Annotated in this window: 20 protein-coding genes; 14 read left to right on the top strand and 6 right to left on the bottom strand. The window is 40.8% G+C overall.

Annotation, left to right across the window (positions count from 1 at the left end):
• Positions 1-12: 12 nt before the first annotated feature.
• From MSBR3_RS16940 to cbiT, 4 genes are all read right to left on the bottom strand, one after another.
• Positions 13-471, bottom strand: a complete 459-nt coding sequence (locus MSBR3_RS16940; RefSeq protein ID WP_268989157.1) for a cobalamin biosynthesis protein CbiG — start codon at positions 469-471, stop codon at positions 13-15.
• Positions 472-551: 80 nt separating this feature from the next.
• A complete protein-coding gene (locus MSBR3_RS16935) occupies positions 552-1280 on the bottom strand; it encodes a cobalt-precorrin-4/precorrin-4 C(11)-methyltransferase (RefSeq protein WP_048109358.1) in 729 nt (242 codons plus the stop codon).
• A gap of 70 nt (positions 1281-1350) precedes the next feature.
• Entirely contained in the window at positions 1351-1959 is a 609-nt protein-coding gene (locus MSBR3_RS16930) for a cobalt-factor II C(20)-methyltransferase (protein ID WP_048109357.1), read from the bottom strand.
• A 60-nt stretch (positions 1960-2019) separates the two neighbouring features.
• Complete coding sequence (gene cbiT, locus MSBR3_RS16925; protein WP_048109355.1) at positions 2020-2574, bottom strand: precorrin-6Y C5,15-methyltransferase (decarboxylating) subunit CbiT; 555 nt, start codon at positions 2572-2574, stop codon at positions 2020-2022.
• 858 nt (positions 2575-3432) lie between these two features.
• On the opposite strand from cbiT, the gene MSBR3_RS16920 reads away from it, so the two are divergent.
• A complete protein-coding gene (locus MSBR3_RS16920) occupies positions 3433-4761 on the top strand; it encodes a homocitrate synthase/isopropylmalate synthase family protein (protein ID WP_048109354.1) in 1329 nt (442 codons plus the stop codon).
• A 26-nt stretch (positions 4762-4787) separates the two neighbouring features.
• Here MSBR3_RS16920 and MSBR3_RS16915 read toward each other — a convergent pair whose 3' ends face one another.
• The gene (locus MSBR3_RS16915; protein ID WP_048109353.1) at positions 4788-5816 is read right to left on the bottom strand and encodes an isocitrate/isopropylmalate dehydrogenase family protein; all 1029 of its coding nucleotides are present in this window, start codon (positions 5814-5816) and stop codon (positions 4788-4790) included.
• A gap of 354 nt (positions 5817-6170) precedes the next feature.
• Here MSBR3_RS16915 and MSBR3_RS16910 point away from each other — a divergent pair, with 354 nt between their 5' ends.
• Complete coding sequence (locus MSBR3_RS16910) at positions 6171-7013, top strand: TatD family hydrolase (protein WP_048109352.1); 843 nt, start codon at positions 6171-6173, stop codon at positions 7011-7013.
• Positions 7014-7512: 499 nt separating this feature from the next.
• Here the strand turns inward: MSBR3_RS16910 and MSBR3_RS16905 are convergent, their stop codons facing one another.
• A complete protein-coding gene (locus MSBR3_RS16905) occupies positions 7513-7998 on the bottom strand; it encodes a multiprotein bridging factor aMBF1 (RefSeq protein WP_048109350.1) in 486 nt (161 codons plus the stop codon).
• Between the two features lie 57 nt (positions 7999-8055).
• On the opposite strand from MSBR3_RS16905, the gene MSBR3_RS16900 reads away from it, so the two are divergent.
• The 12 genes from MSBR3_RS16900 (at position 8056) to MSBR3_RS16845 (ending at position 19108) form a co-directional block, all read left to right on the top strand.
• Entirely contained in the window at positions 8056-9354 is a 1299-nt protein-coding gene (locus MSBR3_RS16900) for a proteasome-activating nucleotidase (RefSeq protein ID WP_048109349.1), read from the top strand.
• A 184-nt stretch (positions 9355-9538) separates the two neighbouring features.
• Positions 9539-10123: an endonuclease dU gene (locus MSBR3_RS16895; RefSeq protein ID WP_048109347.1), complete on the top strand. Its 585-nt coding sequence runs from the start codon at positions 9539-9541 to the stop codon at positions 10121-10123.
• Between the two features lie 349 nt (positions 10124-10472).
• Positions 10473-11600 (top strand): cell division protein FtsZ, encoded by a 1128-nt coding sequence (gene ftsZ, locus MSBR3_RS16890; protein ID WP_048109345.1) that lies wholly within the window; start codon positions 10473-10475, stop codon positions 11598-11600.
• A gap of 417 nt (positions 11601-12017) precedes the next feature.
• On the top strand, positions 12018-12233 hold the full coding sequence (locus tag MSBR3_RS16885; protein WP_048109343.1) for a protein translocase SEC61 complex subunit gamma: 216 nt from the start codon (positions 12018-12020) through the stop codon (positions 12231-12233).
• Positions 12230-12688, top strand: a complete 459-nt coding sequence (locus tag MSBR3_RS16880) for a transcription elongation factor Spt5 (RefSeq protein WP_048109342.1) — start codon at positions 12230-12232, stop codon at positions 12686-12688. Before MSBR3_RS16885 ends, MSBR3_RS16880 begins: the two co-directional genes overlap by 4 nt.
• Positions 12689-12808: 120 nt before the next feature.
• The gene (locus tag MSBR3_RS16875; protein WP_048109340.1) at positions 12809-13294 is read left to right on the top strand and encodes a 50S ribosomal protein L11; all 486 of its coding nucleotides are present in this window, start codon (positions 12809-12811) and stop codon (positions 13292-13294) included.
• Positions 13295-13550: 256 nt separating this feature from the next.
• Entirely contained in the window at positions 13551-14192 is a 642-nt protein-coding gene (locus tag MSBR3_RS16870) for a 50S ribosomal protein L1 (protein WP_048109339.1), read from the top strand.
• Positions 14193-15236 carry a 50S ribosomal protein L10 gene (locus tag MSBR3_RS16865; RefSeq protein ID WP_048109337.1) on the top strand — a complete coding sequence of 348 codons (1044 nt, stop codon included), beginning with the start codon at positions 14193-14195 and terminating at the stop codon, positions 15234-15236.
• A 34-nt stretch (positions 15237-15270) separates the two neighbouring features.
• The gene (gene rpl12p / locus MSBR3_RS16860; protein WP_048109336.1) at positions 15271-15588 is read left to right on the top strand and encodes a 50S ribosomal protein P1; all 318 of its coding nucleotides are present in this window, start codon (positions 15271-15273) and stop codon (positions 15586-15588) included.
• Between the two features lie 836 nt (positions 15589-16424).
• Positions 16425-17054: a hypothetical protein gene (locus MSBR3_RS16855; protein WP_080942450.1), complete on the top strand. Its 630-nt coding sequence runs from the start codon at positions 16425-16427 to the stop codon at positions 17052-17054.
• 100 nt (positions 17055-17154) lie between these two features.
• Positions 17155-17829, top strand: a complete 675-nt coding sequence (locus MSBR3_RS16850; protein ID WP_052723456.1) for a hypothetical protein — start codon at positions 17155-17157, stop codon at positions 17827-17829.
• Positions 17830-18115: 286 nt separating this feature from the next.
• Complete coding sequence (locus tag MSBR3_RS16845; protein WP_048109334.1) at positions 18116-19108, top strand: radical SAM protein; 993 nt, start codon at positions 18116-18118, stop codon at positions 19106-19108.
• The last annotated feature ends 63 nt before the right edge of the window (positions 19109-19171 follow it).

Below are 19171 nucleotides of genomic sequence, written 5' to 3'. Positions count from 1 at the left end.
TACTCTTCTCAATTACTGTTTTTTATTGTTGCCTTTGACTTCAGCGTTCTCAGTACGTTTTCTTATCAGTACGGATACATCTTCATCTACAACAACAATTTTTGGTCCTTTAACCTCAAGAACTTCGATTTCCTTATCAAGGAGGGCACAATTTACAGCTACAGTAGATTCTTTATTGAAGACTTCGCAGCCTAACCTATCAGCAATACCCTCTACTGAAGGTTTGCCGTGAACCTCGGTCGCCGTTGTAAGCACGGGAATTGCTCCTAGTTCAGAAAGTTTGCGGGCAATTTCATTTGCGCCATGATGCCCTCCCAGCAGGGGGATTGCAAAATTCAGGTTTGAATCAACTACAACCACGGCAGGGTCAGACCACTTATTATCGAGAAGCGGAGCAATATCCCTTACCACAATGCCTGTGGCAAAAACCGCAATTACTGCTCCATAGCTTTTAAAAGCCTTTTCAAATATGCCCTTTTCATAAAGAAGCAGGTCTGCGTTCAGGTGTTCTGCTATCCTTGCCGCAATTTCCTTATTTCTTTCAAAAGTGATTACAACGGTTCCTGGGCTACTCCGTATAGATAGGACCTCCTGTAATTTTTAGGGTCAACAACCCCACCGATAATTATCATTGCTGAACGTGTAATCCCTGCATCTTTTACCTTGTCTGCAATATCTTCCACAGTTCCGGTGATGATTTCTTCATCTTCCCAGGATGCGTGAAACACAACTGCGACCGGCGTATCCTTCGGGCATCTGACCTTTTCCATAATTTCCCTTATTTTTTGTGTGCCAAGGAAAATTGCCATAGTAGTATTGTAGGCAGAAAGCTCGGGGATAAGGTCTTTTTCCAGGGTTTTTCCGGCAGGTCGGGTAATAATTAGAGTGTCCGAAACGCCGTTAAGAGTCAACTGTGTGCCTAGAGCGGCAGCACTTGCAAAAATCGAGGATACTCCCGCAACTCTTTCGACTTCTATATTGTGTTTTCTAAGTTCTTCCATCTGCTCTATGACAGAACCATAAAGAGACGGATCTCCACTGTGGAGGCGGACAACGAATTTTCCTGCATCTACCGCGTCCGCAATTATTTTAGTGGTCTCTTCGAGAGTCAACCCATAGCTGTCTATTGTTTCTCCCTGTGTGTAGTTAAGAACCTCAGGGTTTACCAGAGAGCCTGCATACATTACAAGGTCGGCTTTTTCAAGCATCTCACGCCCGAGTACTGTAATTAGTTTTGGGTTCCCTGGGCCTGCTCCCACAAAATATACTTTTCTTTCCATCTGACCATCCCTTTGCTTTCGTGTTTTTTTCAAATTATATATCGAATTCGTGAATATTATAAGGTCACTTTCACTTCTTTCCGTAAATGATACTGAAGTAGTTCCCCTTTTCCGGAATTTCTTCTTTCTTCCGGATTATGAGTTCGTTGTCCGAAAAAAGTCTTTCTGCAAAGATAAACTCAGTATATCCTTCGGTCTCAAGCTGTTTAACTATGGACTTCGGTTGCGTAGCCTTTAGATGAATCATATATCCCACATCAGAACCGTCGCTGACCTCAAAAGAACTCTCAACTGCAACATCGGTCCTGGCAGCAAAGGAGGTAATCGAACTTATACCGGGTATGGTTGCAAGCTCAACATCAGGATAATGCTTACGCATTACTTTTTTGAGATGGGAAAACGTAGAGAAAAAGTTTGGGTCACCTATAAGCCCGAAAGCTACAGTGCCTTTTCTTGCCTCTTCTGCCACCCTGTCAGCATTTTCCTTCCAGAGGGAATTGAGAACTTCAATATCTCTTATCATGGGAAACTCAAGGATTTCAGCATCTGCATAAGGAGCCACAAGATCTTTTGCCAGGCGACCTGGCACATATACTTTATCACTGTTTTTCAAAACATCCACTGCTTTAAGGGTCAGAAGTTCAGGGTCTCCAGGACCAAGTCCTACTCCAATTAACATGCTATCACTCCATAAATTATAAAAATAAACGTAAAGAAGATTTAAATTATAAGACGATTTTCAGTTTTGCTTTTTTCCGACAACTATGTATACTGGGTTTTCAGGTTTGAACATTGTTTCTCCTGCAATTGGTGCACTTCTCGAAACCGAAATATGAACCACTTCATCAAAAATTCCAAGTTTTTTCATTGTCTCAATTGTCTTGACAACCGTTTCTATTCGGACAGCATTTACCACAATACTTCTAGCTTTTTTCTTAACAAGGATCTCAAGTACGGAATCAATATTTTTTGTTCCACCGACAAAGGCGCAGTCTATGAAATCTGTAAAACTTTCCGAGTTTAGCAGATCCGAGGCCTCTCCAGCTAAAATCCTGGCATTTTCAATATTGAAATTTTTAAAATTTATTTCGGTGGCTTTCAGAGCCTCGTTTCGGGCATCTATTGCATAGATAGTGAGGTTTCGGGCAAGCTTTGCGGCTTCAATCGATACCGATCCCGTACCGCAGCCTACATCTGCAAACCTATCACCGTCCCGCAGCCCGAGTTTGGAAAGGGACACAGCAATGATTTCAGGTTTTGTCGGACCGCCGCTAACACTTACTATTTCGAACATGTTTACCTCGGGATAAAGTAAAGTAAATATATAAAATGTAAATAAATATATTCCGATGTAATCTTTAATTTATTTAGTAATATGCTTATTAATTAGGGCTGGAAAATACGCGTTATTCAGAGATAGTTACACTTATACAAACATTTAATTAAATTTTTAATTGTATCAAGTTTCTAATTATATCAAGTTTCTAATTACATCAAGTTTCTAATTATATCAAGTTTCTAATTATATCAAGTTTCTAATTATATCAAGTTTCTAGTTAAATCCTATTTTTTAATCAGCCCGAATATAAATATAATTTGCTGTAGATATACCTTATTATCGACAAGGAGGGCAAGATAGGAAAGTAAACTTTCATGAACTGCTTAATAGGAAGGTAAAACTTCTGCAAGAAAACTTTAGACTAATTCATATATTAATTTTAAATAGACTTTTCTCAAGAAATATCAGAGAATTTGCTGAAGAAAAGAGAAGCAATGTCTCCTGTCCTCTTTATAAGGTAAAAGCGTAACACAGTACTATGAGCGTAATAAATATATGAATTGAAACAGAAAAATACATTGGGTGTTTTGAAAGAAAGAGATTTTAACTATAACGACATATTATAATTTAAACATCGGCATATAACGTAAGACAAGAACCTCAAAATATAATGTAAGGTATTGTTTCGGAGAACAGCAACAGGTGTTCCCTTAAAGAATGTTTTTCAAACAAGAAGTTAGAGTTCTTAGGTTAAACACAACTAATTTTCTGATCTGTATACCGGAAATATGTCTTTTTCACAGGAAACCCTTGCAGTGAAAGCCTGCTCTCTCTTTGCAGAGCCCTGTCGCCTGAAAGAAAGGAGGAAAAGTGATGAAAATTTACGAATCATATGAAGATCTGCCCAAATTAAAGCTGCCTTATGGAAACGATGTGTACATAAGTGACAGTACTATTCGTGATGGTTCTCAGATGCCGGGAATCGTCCTGAGCAGAGAACAGAAGCTCCAAATATATGAGTATCTCCACGAGATAGGAATTGAAAAACTCGAGGCCTTCGTATTCAATAAGAGGGATAGAGATGCTGTAGATCTAATGTTTGACATAGGGTATGAGTTTCCCGAAATTACAGGTTGGGCAAGAGCTTCAAGAGCTGATATAGATAAAATTCTTGAGGTTGACGGAATTAAAGAAACCGGGATTCTTATGTCCGTATCGGATACGCATATTTTTTCTAAAATGAAGCTCTCAGGCAGGGCAGAAGCCGAAGAGAAGTATCTGGATGCTCTTCAGTATGCAGTGGATCACGGACTTCGAACACGTGCTCACCTTGAAGATATGACAAGAGCAGATAATTATGGCTTTGTTTTCCCTTTAGTTGAAAAAATTATGGAGATTGATCCCAATTGTATTATTCGGGTCTGCGATACTGTCGGTTACGGGATGCCTTTCGTCAGTATTGATGAGCCTTATGGAATTCCGAAAATCGTGCAACATCTCAAAAAAGAGATTGGGGTAAAGAATATAGAGACCCATATTCATGATGACTATGGATTCGGGTCAGCAAGTTCCATTGCAGGCTTCTGGCATGGAGCCAACTGGACAAGCGTAACTTTCCTGGGTATAGGAGAACGTGCAGGAAATAGTGAAATGGAAAAAATCTTGCTTTTCCTGGAAGATAGAATAGAAGGTTTTAGTAAGTACAACCTTGAACCGGTTACCCGTTTTGCTGCATTCATGGAAAAGGAACTTGGGCTTAGAGTTCCGAGAAACAAGGCTGTTGTCGGGAAAAATATTTTTGCCCATGAATCCGGAATACATGCCGCAGGCGTTCTTAAAAACCCTTTTAATTATGAACCCTACCCTCCAGAATTAGTAGGAGGAAAGAGACTCCTGCTTATAGGAGATTCTTCAGGTCTGGAAGTTATTCGTTATAAGGTTCAGGAGACCTTAAACGACCTTCTTGATATTGAAACCATTGTGGAAAAAGATGACCGCAGACTTCTGAAAATTCAGAATGAAATCCAAAAACTCTATGATAATGAAGAAAGGGTTTCATCTATATCGGATGAAGAACTTCTTGCTTACGTCGAAAGATATTTCCTTTACCAGCCTATCTGCAGTCCAGGACGTTCAGGTCGGGGAAAATTGAAAAATAAAGTAAAGATAGCTAATTCAGAGGAAGAAAAACTGAAGGAGTAAAAGAAGGAATTTCCTTCAGTACCTTTTTATTTGAGAATTTCTGCCGTATATTTCGCAATCTCACCAGCCATCTGACTGAGTTTTGCACTACCTCCGAGATCGTAAGTTACATACTTACCTTCGGAAATTACACGGTTTGTAGCCTTAAATATTGCTTCGGACTTTTCCTTTTCGCCAAGGTAATCAAGCATCCATGCTCCTGCAAGTACGGTTGCCACAGGGTTAACCTTATCCTGGCCTGCATACTTTGGAGCGGAACCGTGAGCGGGTTCAAACATTGCGAAAGAGTCTCCTATATTGGCAGAGTAAATCAACCCAATACTACCTACAAGGGCCGAGCATTCCTCACTGATTACGTCCATAAAGAGGTTTGTAGAAAGAAGGACCTTTTTATTGAATATCTGCGGGTTCTTTATCAGTTGCTGGGCAATGTTGTCTATGTGATAGGGCCAGATTTCGATATCCGGATAATTCTGCCCAACTTTTTCTACTTCTTCTAAGAAAGAGCCACAGGTCAACTTAAGAATATTGCTCTTATGGATAGGCACAACAGCATCATAGCCTCTTCTCTTTGCTTCCTCGAAAGCATAGCTGGCTATCTTTTTGGATGCAGTACGTGTAATTTTACGAATTGCAATTGAAACGTCATCTGTAAGCTGGATTTCCTCTCCAATATAAAGGCCCTCTGTACCCTCGCGCACACAAACCATTTCCACGTCTCCAAGAGGAGCACTTGAGTTGGGGAAGGTCTTGATTGGTCTGACATTTGCATAAAGATTATACTTACTCCTTATAGATACAGCCACACTTCTTGGAGAGCCTATTCCTCCTGGTGTGGTTGTCGGTCCTTTAAAACAGGCATCTGAACTGTCAAGGATTTCCCATGTTTCGTTCGGAATAAGGGAATTGCCTCCATTCTTTTCCCACCAGCTGGCTCCTGCCTCACACATAATAAATTCGACGTCTGTGCCAGCGGCTTCTGTAACTTTAAGCATTGCGTCTACAAGCTCGGGGCCTACCCCATCACCTTTGATTACTGCTGCGGTTTTACTCATAATTATCACCAGATCTACAGGGTTCCTATTTAAAGAACCGTAGCGACTGAAAAGCTAAAAAAGGGGAACTTTTCAAATTCAGTAAGAATAATTAGATCTTCCAGCGTACTCAACGTAAGGCTATATATTTCAAGTTTTGGGTAATTAATAATATGCCGAGCAATATCTAAAGTGAAATTGTATCCTATACAAAAGTGAAATTGTATCCTATACAAAAGTGAAATTGTATCCTATACAAAAGTGAAATTATATTCCATACGTAGACACATGCGAACATTTCAAGAAATCTAATCAAAATTTTAAGAAAACGCCGTTTCAAACTTGTCCGGAACTTCATACCTTTGAGGAATGAAAATGCCTGCAAAAATACCTATTACCGATAATCACATGCATATCGACTCTAGAGCCAGAGGACTTGAAGCAGTAAAAGATTTCAAGAACTCCGGAGGAACTCATATAATTCTTGTCACCAAACCCAGCTGGTCGTTTGGAATAACGGTCAAAGAACCTGAAGATTATCTTAAAGTTTTTGACGAAACAATAGAAATAGCATCAAAAATCAGGGAGCTTGGAGTTGGAGCTTTTCCCGTACTGGGGGTCCATCCTGCAGAAATCTCAAGGCTTACAGAGTATATGGAACTGCAGAAAGCTACAGAAATCATGAAGAAAGGGCTCGAATTTGCCTCTGGATACGTTGAAAAGGGGCTTGCCGTTGGGATAAAGTCAGGGCGCCCTCACTATCCGGTGTCTGCAGAAGTCTGGGCAGCTTCGAATGAGATTATGGAATATGCTTTTTCTCTGGGTAAAGAACAGGACTTTGCGGTCCAGCTTCATACTGAAAGTGTGGGGGAACCTGAGCTTCAGGACATAGCAGAGAGAGCAAGAAAAACAGGAATTAAAATGTACAAAGTTGTCAAACACTATTCTCCGCCTCTGGTAAAAACCTGTGAGGAACTTGGGCTTTTTCCGGGGGTGATCTCGGTCAAAGGAGCAATAGAACATGCGCTTGAAGAAGGTACCCGGTTCATGATGGAAACGGACTATATTGATGATCCTGACAGACCAGGTGCGGTACTTGGCCCGAAAACAATTCCCAGAAGAACCATAAAGCTGATGGAAATGTATGGGGAAGAGCCTTTCTGGGTCATTCACAAAGAAAACCCTGAAAAAGTATATGAGATTGAAATTGAGCTTTAAAGCCTTTCAGGAAAGAGAAATCAGACAAAAAAGAGACAGAATAAGAAGACAACACGTATTTATGAAGACAGAACAGGAAAGATAACACGTATTTATGGAATAACGACTAAACAAATTTTAAAAAAGAACTTAATACAAGAAGGTTTAAAGCAAAAATATTTTAAACCATAAAAAGCACGTAAATGTAGAGGGTGAAGGAGATTCAAAAAACGCCTTCGAATTAAACCCTCTGTTGTTTCTGGAAGGAGAACGCTGCCAAAAACCAGGCGCTACTGCCTGAACAGAGCCTCAGTTAAAATTTACTTTGTCTTATTCTACTTTGAGATCTACTTCTCTTTATTTCCTTTGGAATTTACTCTCTTTTCTTTATCTTCTTTTGAATTTACTTTTTTCTTTATCTTCTTTGAAATTTACTTTTTTTCTTTATCTTTTTTGGAATTTACTCTTTTTTCTTTATCTTCTTTAGAATTTACTCTCTTTTCTTTATCTTCTTTAGAATTTACTTTCTTTTTATTTTCACTATATCTCCGAGGGTCATATCTTTCTTCATGTGAGAAACTTCCTGTTCTGATCCCTCGACACGTTCCGTAAGTTTGACATTAAGAGCGTGTTCGAGTTTCTTTCTGACGGAATCCTCTGGCACGATTTCGTTACGTTCTATCTTTTTGATCAGAGATACTTTTTCTTTGATATTTTCAGCCAGGTCTTCCTGAGACCAACCTTTTGCTTCTCTGGCATCCCGGATAATCTGATCATAGTTATCCAGAAGTTCATCTTTCAAAATATCGAAAAAGTCCTTTTTTGGCCTATTTTCGGTTCGTGTTACCGTCCGAACCACCGGAGAGACTTTTCTTGACACGGGAGTTCGCTTATCAACGGGTTTACCGTAAGGAGCGCATTTTTGGCAGACCTGGAGCTCGCTGTTATCAATTGTAATGCATATAGGCTTTCCGCGGATCTCTGCACCACATATTTCGCACTGCATATTGATCACTTCGAAAACGCTATATACGGTATGAACTTAAATATTATTCGGAGCTCCATGACGGAAAGTACCAAAAGTAAGGATGAAAGCATGCGCAGTCACCTTGGTAAGCCCGGACCTGTGTATGACGGAATCGAGCCTGGAGAGCTGGGGGAAGTAACTGAAAGCGTCCAGGACCGAATGAGGCAACTTGAAAGCCGAAACAGTTATCTGGAAGAGCAGTGCAGCCAGATCGAATCCGAAAAGCGTTATCTGGAAAACCAAAAAATAAAGTACGAACGAGAGATCCGAAAGCTGCAGTCTGAACTCGATCGGATGAAGACCTCTCCGCTCATCATTGGTACGGTCATCGACGTAATTAAGAACGATAGGATAATTGTCCGAAGTAGCAACGGACCTCAATTTCTGGTTAATGTCTCACAATATATCGATGAGAAAAAACTGTTGCCAGGGGCAAAAGTTGCCCTGAACCAGCATACGCTTGCTATTGCCGAGGTCATTCCTTCTACGGAAGAACCTTTTGTTGCTGCAATGGAAGTCCTTGAAAGCGTAGAAGTGGACTATGACCAGATCGGCGGTCTCGATGAGCAAATTCAGGAACTTCAGGAAGCTGTCGAACTTCCTCTCATTGAGCCGGAACGATTTGCCCGGATAGGTATCGAGCCGCCTAAGGGAGTTCTTCTTTATGGACTTCCGGGAACAGGCAAAACTCTGCTTGCGAAAGCTGTAGCTCACAGAACCAATGCAACCTTTATTAGAGTTGTAGGCTCTGAGCTCGTGCAAAAATACATTGGGGACGGTTCCAAACTCGTAAGAGAAATCTTCGAAATGGCCAGGAAAAAGTCCCCAAGTATTATTTTCATTGATGAGCTGGACTCAATTGCTGCAAGGCGTTTGAATGAAACGACTGGGGCAGACCGTGAGGTTCAGAGGACGCTTATGCAGTTGCTGGCAGAGATGGACGGCTTTGACAAAAGAAAAAATATCAGGATTATTGCAGCAACAAACCGTCCTGATGTCCTTGACCCGGCAATTCTCAGGCCAGGCCGCTTTGACAGGCTTGTCCATGTCCCTATGCCCGGAGTAGAGGCAAGAGGAAAGATTCTTAAAATCCACTGTGAGAAAATGACTCTTGCAGGAGATATTGACTTTCAGAGACTTGCAAAAGCTACCGAAGGAATGAGTGGAGCAGACCTGAAGGCAATCGCCACCGAAGCAGGTATGTTTGCGGTCAGGAAAGACAAAGAACTGATTGAGATGGAAGATTTCCTCGAAGCAGTGGATAAAGTCTCTATGGCTGCAGATACGCAGAAAATGATGCCTGCCGTCAGTCTCCCTGAAACCATGTTCGTGTAAAAAAAGTTTCCGGTAAACCGAATATAAGCCATCTGAGGGCTTATTTTTATCTTGGTTTATTTTTACTTTAGTCTGAGATAAAGAGGTTTTACCGGAAAATTGAAAATTTCCTGGAAAAGTCTTTTATTAGAAGGCACATAGGAAACCGACAAACTATTTTTGTAATCCATACATAGAAGTACCTGTGAATTCAGATTTTCATATCAAGCCTGAAATTCGAATTTTAGGTATAGACGATTCTGCGCTTTTCAATGAAAAAGTGATGATAGTCGGGGCTGTTTTTCGGGGAGGAAATTGGATTGACGGAGTCCTTCGGTCAGAAATCACAAAAGACGGGCTTGATGCTACTGAAGTTATCTGTAGAATGATAAAAAAGAGTAAACATTACGGCCAGATAAGAACGGTTATTCTCGATGGAATCACTTATGGAGGCTTTAATGTTGTCGATATACAGATGCTTTACAGGGAAACCGGAATTCCCGTAGTTGTAGTTATGCGTTCCTATCCGGATTTCGAAAAAATAAAATCCGCTCTTAAATATTTCTCAGATGGAGCGGAACGATGGACGATTATAAAACGAGCTGGGAAAGTAGAAAGAATATCAAGAGAAAAGAGTCCTATTTATATTCAGAGAGCAGGCATAGGTATAGAGACTGTTAAAAAGATTATTCAGCTTACCTCAATAAGAAGCAATATTCCTGAACCATTGAGGGTTGCTCACTTGATTGCAACAGGTATTATCCTGGGAGAGTCCAGAGGAAAAGCATAATTGCTTTTAATAAAAGAGAAAGGTAAAAATACAGGGAAGGCTTCAGAAAAATAAAATAAACACTAAAAAATATACAGTTTAATCAAAGAAATTAATAAAGATTCAGACTTATCATAAATAAGACCAGGTAATAATAGCCATGGGAGAAAAACCTGAAGTTAAGCAAGAAAGTATAAGAATTTAATGAAATTATTAAACAAATACATTATAAGTTTAAAGGCTTGAACAGGAAAACTATTAAATTGGAAACTGTATATGTGATGGTTAAAATACACATTTACCCTCTAAAAATACATTTATTCTTTAATACCAGTTAAAATTATCCCATAGGATGGAGGAAAACAGTAGTATGAGATCCATTGTGGAAGAGGCCCTTGCTCGATCTGCCCAGGAAGGACGTGCCGGGCAGAGGGAGTACTCAAATTTAGATTATTCTAACGTAGTAGACTCAGATGTTGACGCCGAACTCGAAGAGATTCTCAGAAGCCTTAAAACAACTATCAAAGTGATAGGGTGCGGAGGCGGCGGTTCAAACAGCATCCAGCGCATGATGGGTGAAGGGATACAGGGAGCTGACCTTATTGCCTTGAATACCGATGCCCAGCATCTTCTTCATATACGCTCCGGCAAAAAGATTCTTATCGGAAAAAAGAAAACCCGTGGACTTGGAGCCGGCAGCCTCCCCCAGATTGGAGAAGATGCTGCAATCGAAAGTATTGACGAAATTAACAGCGTTGTCGAAGGTTCTGATATGGTCTTTATTACCGCAGGTCTCGGAGGAGGGACCGGTACAGGATCAGCACCTATAGTAGCTGAGGCTGCTAGAGATGCAGGAGCCCTTACGATTGCAGTCGTCACCCTGCCTTTCAGTGTGGAAGGTCATGTACGCAGAACCAATGCTGAAGCCGGTCTTGAACGCCTTAGAGATGTCGCAGACACGGTAATAGTTGTTCCCAACGATAAGCTGATCGAAGTAGTTCCGAGGCTCCCGCTTCAGGCTGCCTTCAAAGTATCAGATGAAGTTCTTATGAGAGCCGTAAAGGGTATAACCGAACTTATCACAAAGCCTGGACTCGTAAACCTTGATTTTGCAGATATTAGAACTGTTATGCAGAACGGAGGCGTTGCAATGATAGGACTTGGGGAATCCGACGGGGAAAACAAAGCTGTAGAATCAGTACAGAAAGCTCTACGCAGTCCGCTTCTTGACGTCGACATATCAGGTGCAACTTCTGCTCTTGTTAATGTGGTTGGGGGCCCTGACATGACAATTTCGGAAGCTGAATCTGTGGTTCAGGAAGTTTATAGTCGGATAGACGCAAATGCCCGCCTGATTTGGGGTGCACAGGTTGATCCTGATCTCGAGCAGACAGTGCGCACTATGATCGTGGTTACTGGAGTAACATCCGCCCAGATTTACGGTCACGGAAACGACAAAGATATTACCTTTAAGTATGGAATTGATTTTGTAGAGTGATCATACAGAGACAAAAGGGACTAAAATCTTCGGTTGGAGAAAAATACTGTTTTCCTCTCTTTAAAATAAAAATAAGGGATAGGAATAAAAACCAATCGAAAACTATTTTTATGGTAAATGCCGTATGGTGCCGATACAATTTGGTATCAAAAAAGAAATATTTTTACTGATGCGGTTAAAACTCTGGAATATAATATAAGCCAAGCATCGAAATCTTTTGACATTTTAAAAGTCGTGTCAGTGATATCTTCATATAATAGGAATTAATAATATAAACCGCCCGTTCCTTCCTTAATATAAATCCGGAAATTCCATATTTAGGAAAAGTGAATTTCAGGAATGGGAAACCCATAGGAAGAACTCTAGGCAAAAATTAAAGAAAGATAAATCGAATAAAGAAAACCTGGATGTGAATTGATGGTAGAATCCACGTTTGAACCGAAGATAAATACAGAAAGCGTTGGTCAGGTAATCCGGGCACACCTGAGAGTCCTGAAACTTACTAGAAAACCGTCCAGGGAAGAATTCTTGACCATTGCCAAAGTTGCAGGTGTTGGCATTCTGGCTGTGGGAGCAATAGGATTTATAGTATACGTACTGTTGACAATGTTGCCCCAGTGGGTGGCCAAATGAGTGAGGATTCACAGATATTTGTAATCAAAACCACGGCAAACCAAGAAAGGTCGGTTGCAACAGCCCTTGCCAGAATTTCGAAAAAGGAGAAGCTGGATATAAGGGCAATTCTGGCTCCTGATGAGCTAAAAGGATATGTCTTGGTCGAGGCTCCTAAACCCGGAATTGTAGAACTGGCAATCCAGACTATTCCCCATGCAAGGGCTCTTGTGAAAGGGAGCTCTTCAATTACTGAAATTGAGCATTTCCTTAAACCCAAACCAACAGTGACAGGGATCAAGGAAGGGGCTATAATTGAGGTCACTTCAGGACCCTTTAAAGGCGAGAAAGCTCGGGTTAAAAGAGTTGATGAAGGGCATGAGGAAATTACTGTGGAACTGTTCGATGCTGTGGTTCCGATTCCCATCACGATTCGTGGCGATACTGTAAGAATACTTAAAAAAGAGAATGAGTGAAAGTCCACATCAAGATGGAAAAAATACCGAAAATTCCAGCTTATTAACTAATATCACCAGTACTCAAGTGGATCTAAACGGATCTACAACATTATACTTATTAAAACCGGTGAAACTCAGATGACAAGTATTGTTGAAGCACTTGTCCCCGGAGGAAAAGCAAATCCTGGACCACCTTTAGGTCCGGCACTTGGTCCTCTTGGGGTCAACATAAAAGAAGTGGTCGAAAAGATCAATGAGAAAACCAGGGACTATAACGGCATGCAGGTTCCTGTAAAAGTAATTGTTGACGACAAGAAAAATGTCGAGATCGAAGTAGGTACTCCACCCACTGCATCCCTTATTATGAAAGAGTTAGGGATTCAAAAAGGGTCAGGAAATGCAGGAAGCGAAGTTGTCGGAAACCTCAATATTTCGCAGGTTGCAAAGATTGCCCGCATGAAGAAAGAAGACGTACTTTCTTACGATCTCAAGGCAACAATGAAAGAGGTAATAGGTACCTGTGTCCCTATGGGCGTGACCGTAGAGGGAGTTAAGGCTAAAGACAGCCAAAAGGCACTCGATCAGGGCAAGTTCGATGATCTGCTTGCCGGTGAGGAGTGGTAAACCTTTCCATTCCCTTTACTATTTAATCCGGAATTTCTTCCATCACCAATAGTTTTAAATTGGATAGCACTAATAGCTCAAGAACCTTGTATGTCTTTGCAATAAATAAAAAATACAGCAGTTGTAAGACAGTTGTTAGTTGCTTATTGTCAAGAATACAGAATAATCCGGATTAATGGGAAAGCCCTAAAACCAACCGTAGTAAGCCGAAAAGGCTGCTTGGACATGTAGTTCAAACACTACGGGGAGGAACAAGATGGCAGAGAAAAGTATACTGGAAGCTGTCAAGAAACTTCTTGAAGAATCGCCAAAACGCAACTTCTCTGAAAGCGTGGACCTGGCGATTAACTTAAAGAATCTTGACATGAACCAACCGAAGAACAGAGTTGATGAAGAAGTAATTCTTCCTCACGGGCTCGGAAAAGAACTGAAGATCGGTGTTTTTGCAAAAGGTGATGTGGGCCTCAGAGCAAAGGCTGCCGGTGCTGCGTATGTTATTTCTGACGTTGAGCTCGACGAACTGGCGGCTGATAAAAACCAAGCCAGGACTCTTGCAAATGAATGTGACCTTTTTATCGCAGAAACCCAGTTTATGCCGATAATTGGTAAGAACCTGGGTATTGTTCTCGGACCCAGAGGGAAAATGCCTATTCCGCTTTTACCTAACAAAGACATAGGCGAACTTATCCAGAGTAAGCAGAATGCGGTCAGACTGAGGTCAAAAGACAAGCTCACTTTCCATGTGCCTGTTGGCCGAAGGAATATGAATCCCGATGACCTTGCCGAAAACATTGAGACTATAGTGTCCAGGCTGGAACGCGTACTGGACAAAGGCAAGCACAACCTGAGAACAGTCTATGTCACGACAACTATGGGAAAATCCGAAAGGGTGGTGTAAATGGCAGAGGAGAAACATCACACGGAGCACGTCCCAGAGTGGAAAAAGAATGAGATCGAAAATATAATGGAGCTCATTCAGTCCCATAAGGTTTTCGGGATGGTCGGAATCGAAGGTATTCTTGCGACCAAGATCCAGAAAATTCGCAGGGACCTTAAAGATGTTGCAGTGCTCAAGGTTTCAAGGAACACCCTTACTGAGCGGGCTTTAAACCAGCTCGGAGAAAGCATTCCCGAGATGAATAAATACCTTGACAAGCAGACTGCTCTGGTATTTACTAATGAAAGTCCCTTCAAACTTTACAAAGTGCTAGAACAGACAAAAACTCCTTCTCCTATTAAAGGAGGTGCAATAGCTCCTGAGGACATTATTGTTCAGAAAGGACCTACCAGTTTCCCACCTGGTCCGATTCTCGGAGAACTCCAGAGTGCAGGAATTCCAGCTTCAATAGACGCAGGAAAAGTTGCAGTAAAGGAAACTAAGGTTGTCTGTAAAGCAGGTGAGGCAGTCCCTCAGAAGCTCGCAACCATGCTTGCAAAGCTGGAAATATACCCTCTCATTGTAGGGCTGGACTTAAGAGCCGCTTATGACAATGGGACAATTTACGAGCCGGAACTCCTTGCAATTGATGAAAGCCAGTACTTCTCTGACATTACCAGAGCAGCCCAGAACGCTTTCAACCTCGCTGTCAACACTGCATACCCGACAAGCGCAACAATCGGCACCCTGCTGGCAAAAGCCTTTGCAGAGTCAAAGAACCTTGGTGTCAATGCTGTCGTGTTTGATTCAGGAGTCATGGACACCTTACTGGCAAAAGCTCACGTCCAGATGACATCCGTTGCATCCAAAGCCGCAGACAAAGATGCAAATGCTGTGGATGACCAACTGAGGGAAGTTCTCGGAGCAGCTGCAAGCGCAGCAGCCGCAGCAGCCAAAGTGCCCGAGAAGAAAGAAGAAGTAAAGGAAGAAGAGAAAGAAGAGGAAGAGGAAGAAGACCGCTCCGAAGAAGATGGAATGGCCGGTCTTGGTGCTCTTTTCGGATAAATAAATTACGATAATTAAAATTAGGTGATTAACGATGGAATATATATATGCAGCTCTCTTATTGCACAACGCTGGTAAAGCAATTACCGAAGACGCAATCACTGCCGTTCTCCAGGCAGCAGGTATCGAAGTTAACGACGCTAGAGTAAAGGCCCTTGTCGCAGCCCTTGAAGGCGTGGACATAGAAGAAGCAATTGCAAAGGCCGCATTCGCCGCTCCTGCAGCCGCAGCCGCTCCTGCAGCCGCAGCCGCTCCAGCAGCAGAAGAAGCTCCTGCTGAAGAAGAGAAGGAAGAGGAAGAAGACCACGCCGAAGAAGACGGAATGGCCGGCCTCGGTGCTCTCTTCGGATAAACACAAATAAAACTTTGATACCTACAGCTCGCCCTACGGCGAGCATTCTTTTTTTCAATAGAAACTTTCGTAGTAGTTTAATAACGTAGAATTAGCTGGTTTTACTGTAGAATTCTTTATTATTTCTTAAAATACTTATTTTCTAAAAATATTTCTCTTTTCTACTTGGTTCTCTATACTACAGTATAATATCCCTTTTATTTGACTTAAAAACAGAATATAATGAGACTAAAAGAATAATAGGGTTATTGAGAGAAGGTGCCGAAACTCATTACCAAAACTCATTTTTAGTCTGGACAATTAAAAATTATTAGGTTGTTTTCTGTAATATTCTGTAATAAATAAACTGGTTTTCCAAAATCCGGTATCTAAAGAAGCAAATAAGAAGTTACTTAGGTATATTCAAGATAAGCTGAGATTTTGAAACTGACTCATCATTTTTAACTGTGGCTGAATTAAACTTATTAGTAGAAAATAATTTATAATCTTAAAGCTAACTGTTTAAAGTATATGTAAAATTTACATATACTTGAGAAGATTTTTTAAAACTAGTAATTTAAAAAATTGTGAATCCTGATTAAATAAGGCGACCTGGAAGTATGGATAGGCCGGTGGGACCCATCATCATCCACGTACTTAGAACAGAAGATATGGGACCATCAGGGAGGAAGTAACCTCCAGCTTACAGTACACGTGCAAGGCCTCCAGAATGTGCACAACTGGCGGCTGAGGGTTGTAGATAGTGCAGCAGGAGACGAAGGATCAATAACCGAATTCTATGACCTGATAGGGTGAACAATTTTCACCCGATTTTTATATTTTATGGCGATGATTTAATGAGGATAAAAATCGCACTGGCATTGATGTCTGGTGTCTTTATGATGGTCTGGATTGCAATTTTATTAGGTTATATATTTCTTTCAAGTCCATTACAATTAATTCGTAGACCTATTTTAGTTATAGAGTTGCTGAGCATTATTTCGTTTTTGAGTTCCGTTCTTTTTTTAGTGGAAGCAAGAAAAGTACTACCCAGATGGTATCTGGCAGTCCCGTTATGTGCTTCTTTATTTGCACTGGTTATCGTAAACTTTTGGATTTATTTTGATGTTGAAAAATTTCCTTTTGGTGACCCTACAAGCACTGCCGAAATATTTTGGATAATACTTACGGCTTTACTGTCTCCATTCTCTGGACTAGTCTTCCTGTCTTTGAATGGACATCCCGACTCGATGAACGTATACCTTGTAATTTCATGTGTAGTAAGTATTTTTTCAATGTTTTCCCTTTTCCTCATAATCCAGGAAATTTTAAAATGGTCCTCTTATGAACCACTTCTTTTTTTTCCATATGTTTATTGGGTTATTGTGATGCCAATTATAGGAGTATGTTTTTTAGTTAGAGCGATAACGTACAAAAATCCTGGAAACGTTTTAACCTCGGTAACTGTTGGGTCTACTCAAAATTAGTTATGTCAAAGATTTAGTACTGTTAATTTCTTGGTTCGACTGCGTAAGTCCTACTATAATTAAATCTGCAATTGCCAGTGTGGTGCAAGACATATGAAATTTGAAAACATTTGTTGTGGAAATTTATGGTGATGATTTGATGAGGATAAAAATCGCACTGGCATTGATGTCTGCTATCTTTATGATGTACTGGGCTCTAATGTTAATAAGCTATATACGCTACTCATTGATAACAACATTAAATCTGTCTTTTATTGATTTTATAAATTTAATGAGCATTATTTCATTTTTGGGTTCCGTTCTTTTTTTGGTGGAAGCAAGAAAAGTACTACCCAGATGGTATCTGGCAGTCCCGTTAAGCATCTCTCTATTTATACTGGTTATCGTAAATTTTTGGGTTATTTTTAGTGGTAGAGAACTTCTTAGTGACCACATCGGCATCGCAGAAACACTCGTGATGCTATTTATGGCATTACTGTCCCCATTCTCGGCACTGGTCTTCTTATCTATGAATAGACATCCTGACTCGATGAATGCATATCTTGCAGTTTCATCTGTAGCGAGTATGCTTTCGATGTTACTCCTTTTCTTCACGCTCAGTGGACTTTCACATGCACTTTCAAGAGGAGGGCCTACTTTTGATGCTGTTGTCGCTTTTCAGGCATTTTATTGGCTCATTGTGATGCCGGTTATAGGAATATGTTTTTTAGTTAGAGCAATAACATACAGGAATTCTGGAATCGTTTTAAATCCGGTAACTATTGGATCTACTTAAAATTAGTTATGAGTAAATTAGCAATTAACTCAATTTATATTTATTTACAAGGAATTTTCACACGATTCCTGGCAGATAACTTTGACTTAGCTTACTTTAATATCATATCTGATCACTCTCCAGGTTTAAACGGTTTAACAAATTATCCACGAACTTCGGCTCATAAGTCAGTAAGCTAGATGGAGCCGAAAAATATGTTACAAACCAGTTCTCCAAAAAAAGGTTATAATAGAAGAGATAATGAATAATAAGCAGTCTTCCACAAAAAAATATATAAGAGAGTTCCATGTCCCGATTTGATCCTATCCTGGCTTCAAGAGCGCTCTGGCAGATCCGTGTGAGAAAGCGTCCTTTTGTCCTTTCCCATGGTGTAAATGCCCGCTGCAATATGCGCTGCAAATTCTGTGAGTACTGGAAGAAAACCGGAGAAGAGCCGACCAAAGAAGAGATTTTCAAATTATTAAATGATGCGAGAGAATTCGGAATCGGAGTTTATAATGCCTGGACCGTAGAGCCTCTTCTTAGAAAAGACCTGCCTAATATTATGGCACATGCTAAAAGAATCGGTTTGATCACTTCCATGGTCACAAATGGAAAACTACTTTACGAGAGAGCGGAAGAGCTTGGAGATGTGGACTACCTTTCGGTTTCAGTGGATGGAATAGATAGTTATAAAGAAATCCGCAGGATGGATTTTGAAACTCTATTGAAGGGTCTAAAAAAAGCTATTAAGGTTAGAAAACTTCAGAAAAAGAAAAATCCCATTTTGATGAACTGCGTGCTAACAGGAAAAAACCTGGACGATATCGAGACACTTATTTTACTTGCAAAAAAGCTGGGAGTAAAGGTTTCCTTCGAGCCTGTCCACGAGTTTCCCGGAATCAGTGATGAGATCTGGAACGATATCGGGATTCGAAATAAGGAAAAGTTCCACTGTACAGTTGACCACATAATCGAGCTTAAGAAGCAGGGTTACCCTATAATCAATTCCAAAACCTATCTCAAAATGGTCAGGGACGGAAAAATGGACTACAAATGCAGAGCTAGCGGGATTATTATGAATGTGACGCATGACGGCACTCTGGAAACCTGCCGTGTGCATAATGAATCCCTTGGAAACGTGATCTGGGACGGTTTTGAGAGCGTCTGGAAAAACTCGGAAGAACACAGAAAGGAAATTGTTGAAAATTGCAGTGGCTGCCTCTTTTTCGGATATACGGAAAACAGTTTGATGCAGAGTTTTAACCCTGAAGTTCTGATGCATTACGAGTGGATGTAACTCCCGAGTTCCGCCTCCCGAGTCCCGTCTCGGGAGGACGGTGCCCTTTTCGCTCGCTTTGCT

The sequence above is a fragment of the Methanosarcina barkeri 3 genome, from assembly GCF_000970305.1.
GTDB classification, from domain to species: domain Archaea; phylum Halobacteriota; class Methanosarcinia; order Methanosarcinales; family Methanosarcinaceae; genus Methanosarcina; species Methanosarcina barkeri_A.
Note: the sequence above shows the minus strand (reverse complement) of the source record. Positions and strands in the feature narration are given on the sequence as shown.

Coding starts and splice junctions, on each gene's coding strand:
- MSBR3_RS16920 (WP_048109354.1), top strand. CDS start 3,433: ATGAAAATTTACGAATCATATGAAGATCTGCCCAAATTAAAGCTGCCT.
- MSBR3_RS16875 (WP_048109340.1), top strand. CDS start 12,809: ATGACAAGTATTGTTGAAGCACTTGTCCCCGGAGGAAAAGCAAATCCT.
- MSBR3_RS16845 (WP_048109334.1), top strand. CDS start 18,116: ATGTCCCGATTTGATCCTATCCTGGCTTCAAGAGCGCTCTGGCAGATC.
- MSBR3_RS16900 (WP_048109349.1), top strand. CDS start 8,056: ATGACGGAAAGTACCAAAAGTAAGGATGAAAGCATGCGCAGTCACCTT.
- MSBR3_RS16870 (WP_048109339.1), top strand. CDS start 13,551: ATGGCAGAGAAAAGTATACTGGAAGCTGTCAAGAAACTTCTTGAAGAA.
- MSBR3_RS16915 (WP_048109353.1), bottom strand. CDS start 5,816: ATGAGTAAAACCGCAGCAGTAATCAAAGGTGATGGGGTAGGCCCCGAG.
- MSBR3_RS16910 (WP_048109352.1), top strand. CDS start 6,171: ATGCCTGCAAAAATACCTATTACCGATAATCACATGCATATCGACTCT.
- MSBR3_RS16885 (WP_048109343.1), top strand. CDS start 12,018: ATGGTAGAATCCACGTTTGAACCGAAGATAAATACAGAAAGCGTTGGT.
- MSBR3_RS16880 (WP_048109342.1), top strand. CDS start 12,230: ATGAGTGAGGATTCACAGATATTTGTAATCAAAACCACGGCAAACCAA.
- rpl12p (WP_048109336.1), top strand. CDS start 15,271: ATGGAATATATATATGCAGCTCTCTTATTGCACAACGCTGGTAAAGCA.
- MSBR3_RS16935 (WP_048109358.1), bottom strand. CDS start 1,280: ATGGAAAGAAAAGTATATTTTGTGGGAGCAGGCCCAGGGAACCCAAAA.
- MSBR3_RS16905 (WP_048109350.1), bottom strand. CDS start 7,998: ATGCAGTGCGAAATATGTGGTGCAGAGATCCGCGGAAAGCCTATATGC.
- MSBR3_RS16855 (WP_080942450.1), top strand. CDS start 16,425: ATGAGGATAAAAATCGCACTGGCATTGATGTCTGGTGTCTTTATGATG.
- cbiT (WP_048109355.1), bottom strand. CDS start 2,574: ATGTTCGAAATAGTAAGTGTTAGCGGCGGTCCGACAAAACCTGAAATC.
- ftsZ (WP_048109345.1), top strand. CDS start 10,473: ATGAGATCCATTGTGGAAGAGGCCCTTGCTCGATCTGCCCAGGAAGGA.
- MSBR3_RS16865 (WP_048109337.1), top strand. CDS start 14,193: ATGGCAGAGGAGAAACATCACACGGAGCACGTCCCAGAGTGGAAAAAG.
- MSBR3_RS16930 (WP_048109357.1), bottom strand. CDS start 1,959: ATGTTAATTGGAGTAGGACTTGGTCCTGGAGACCCTGAACTTCTGACC.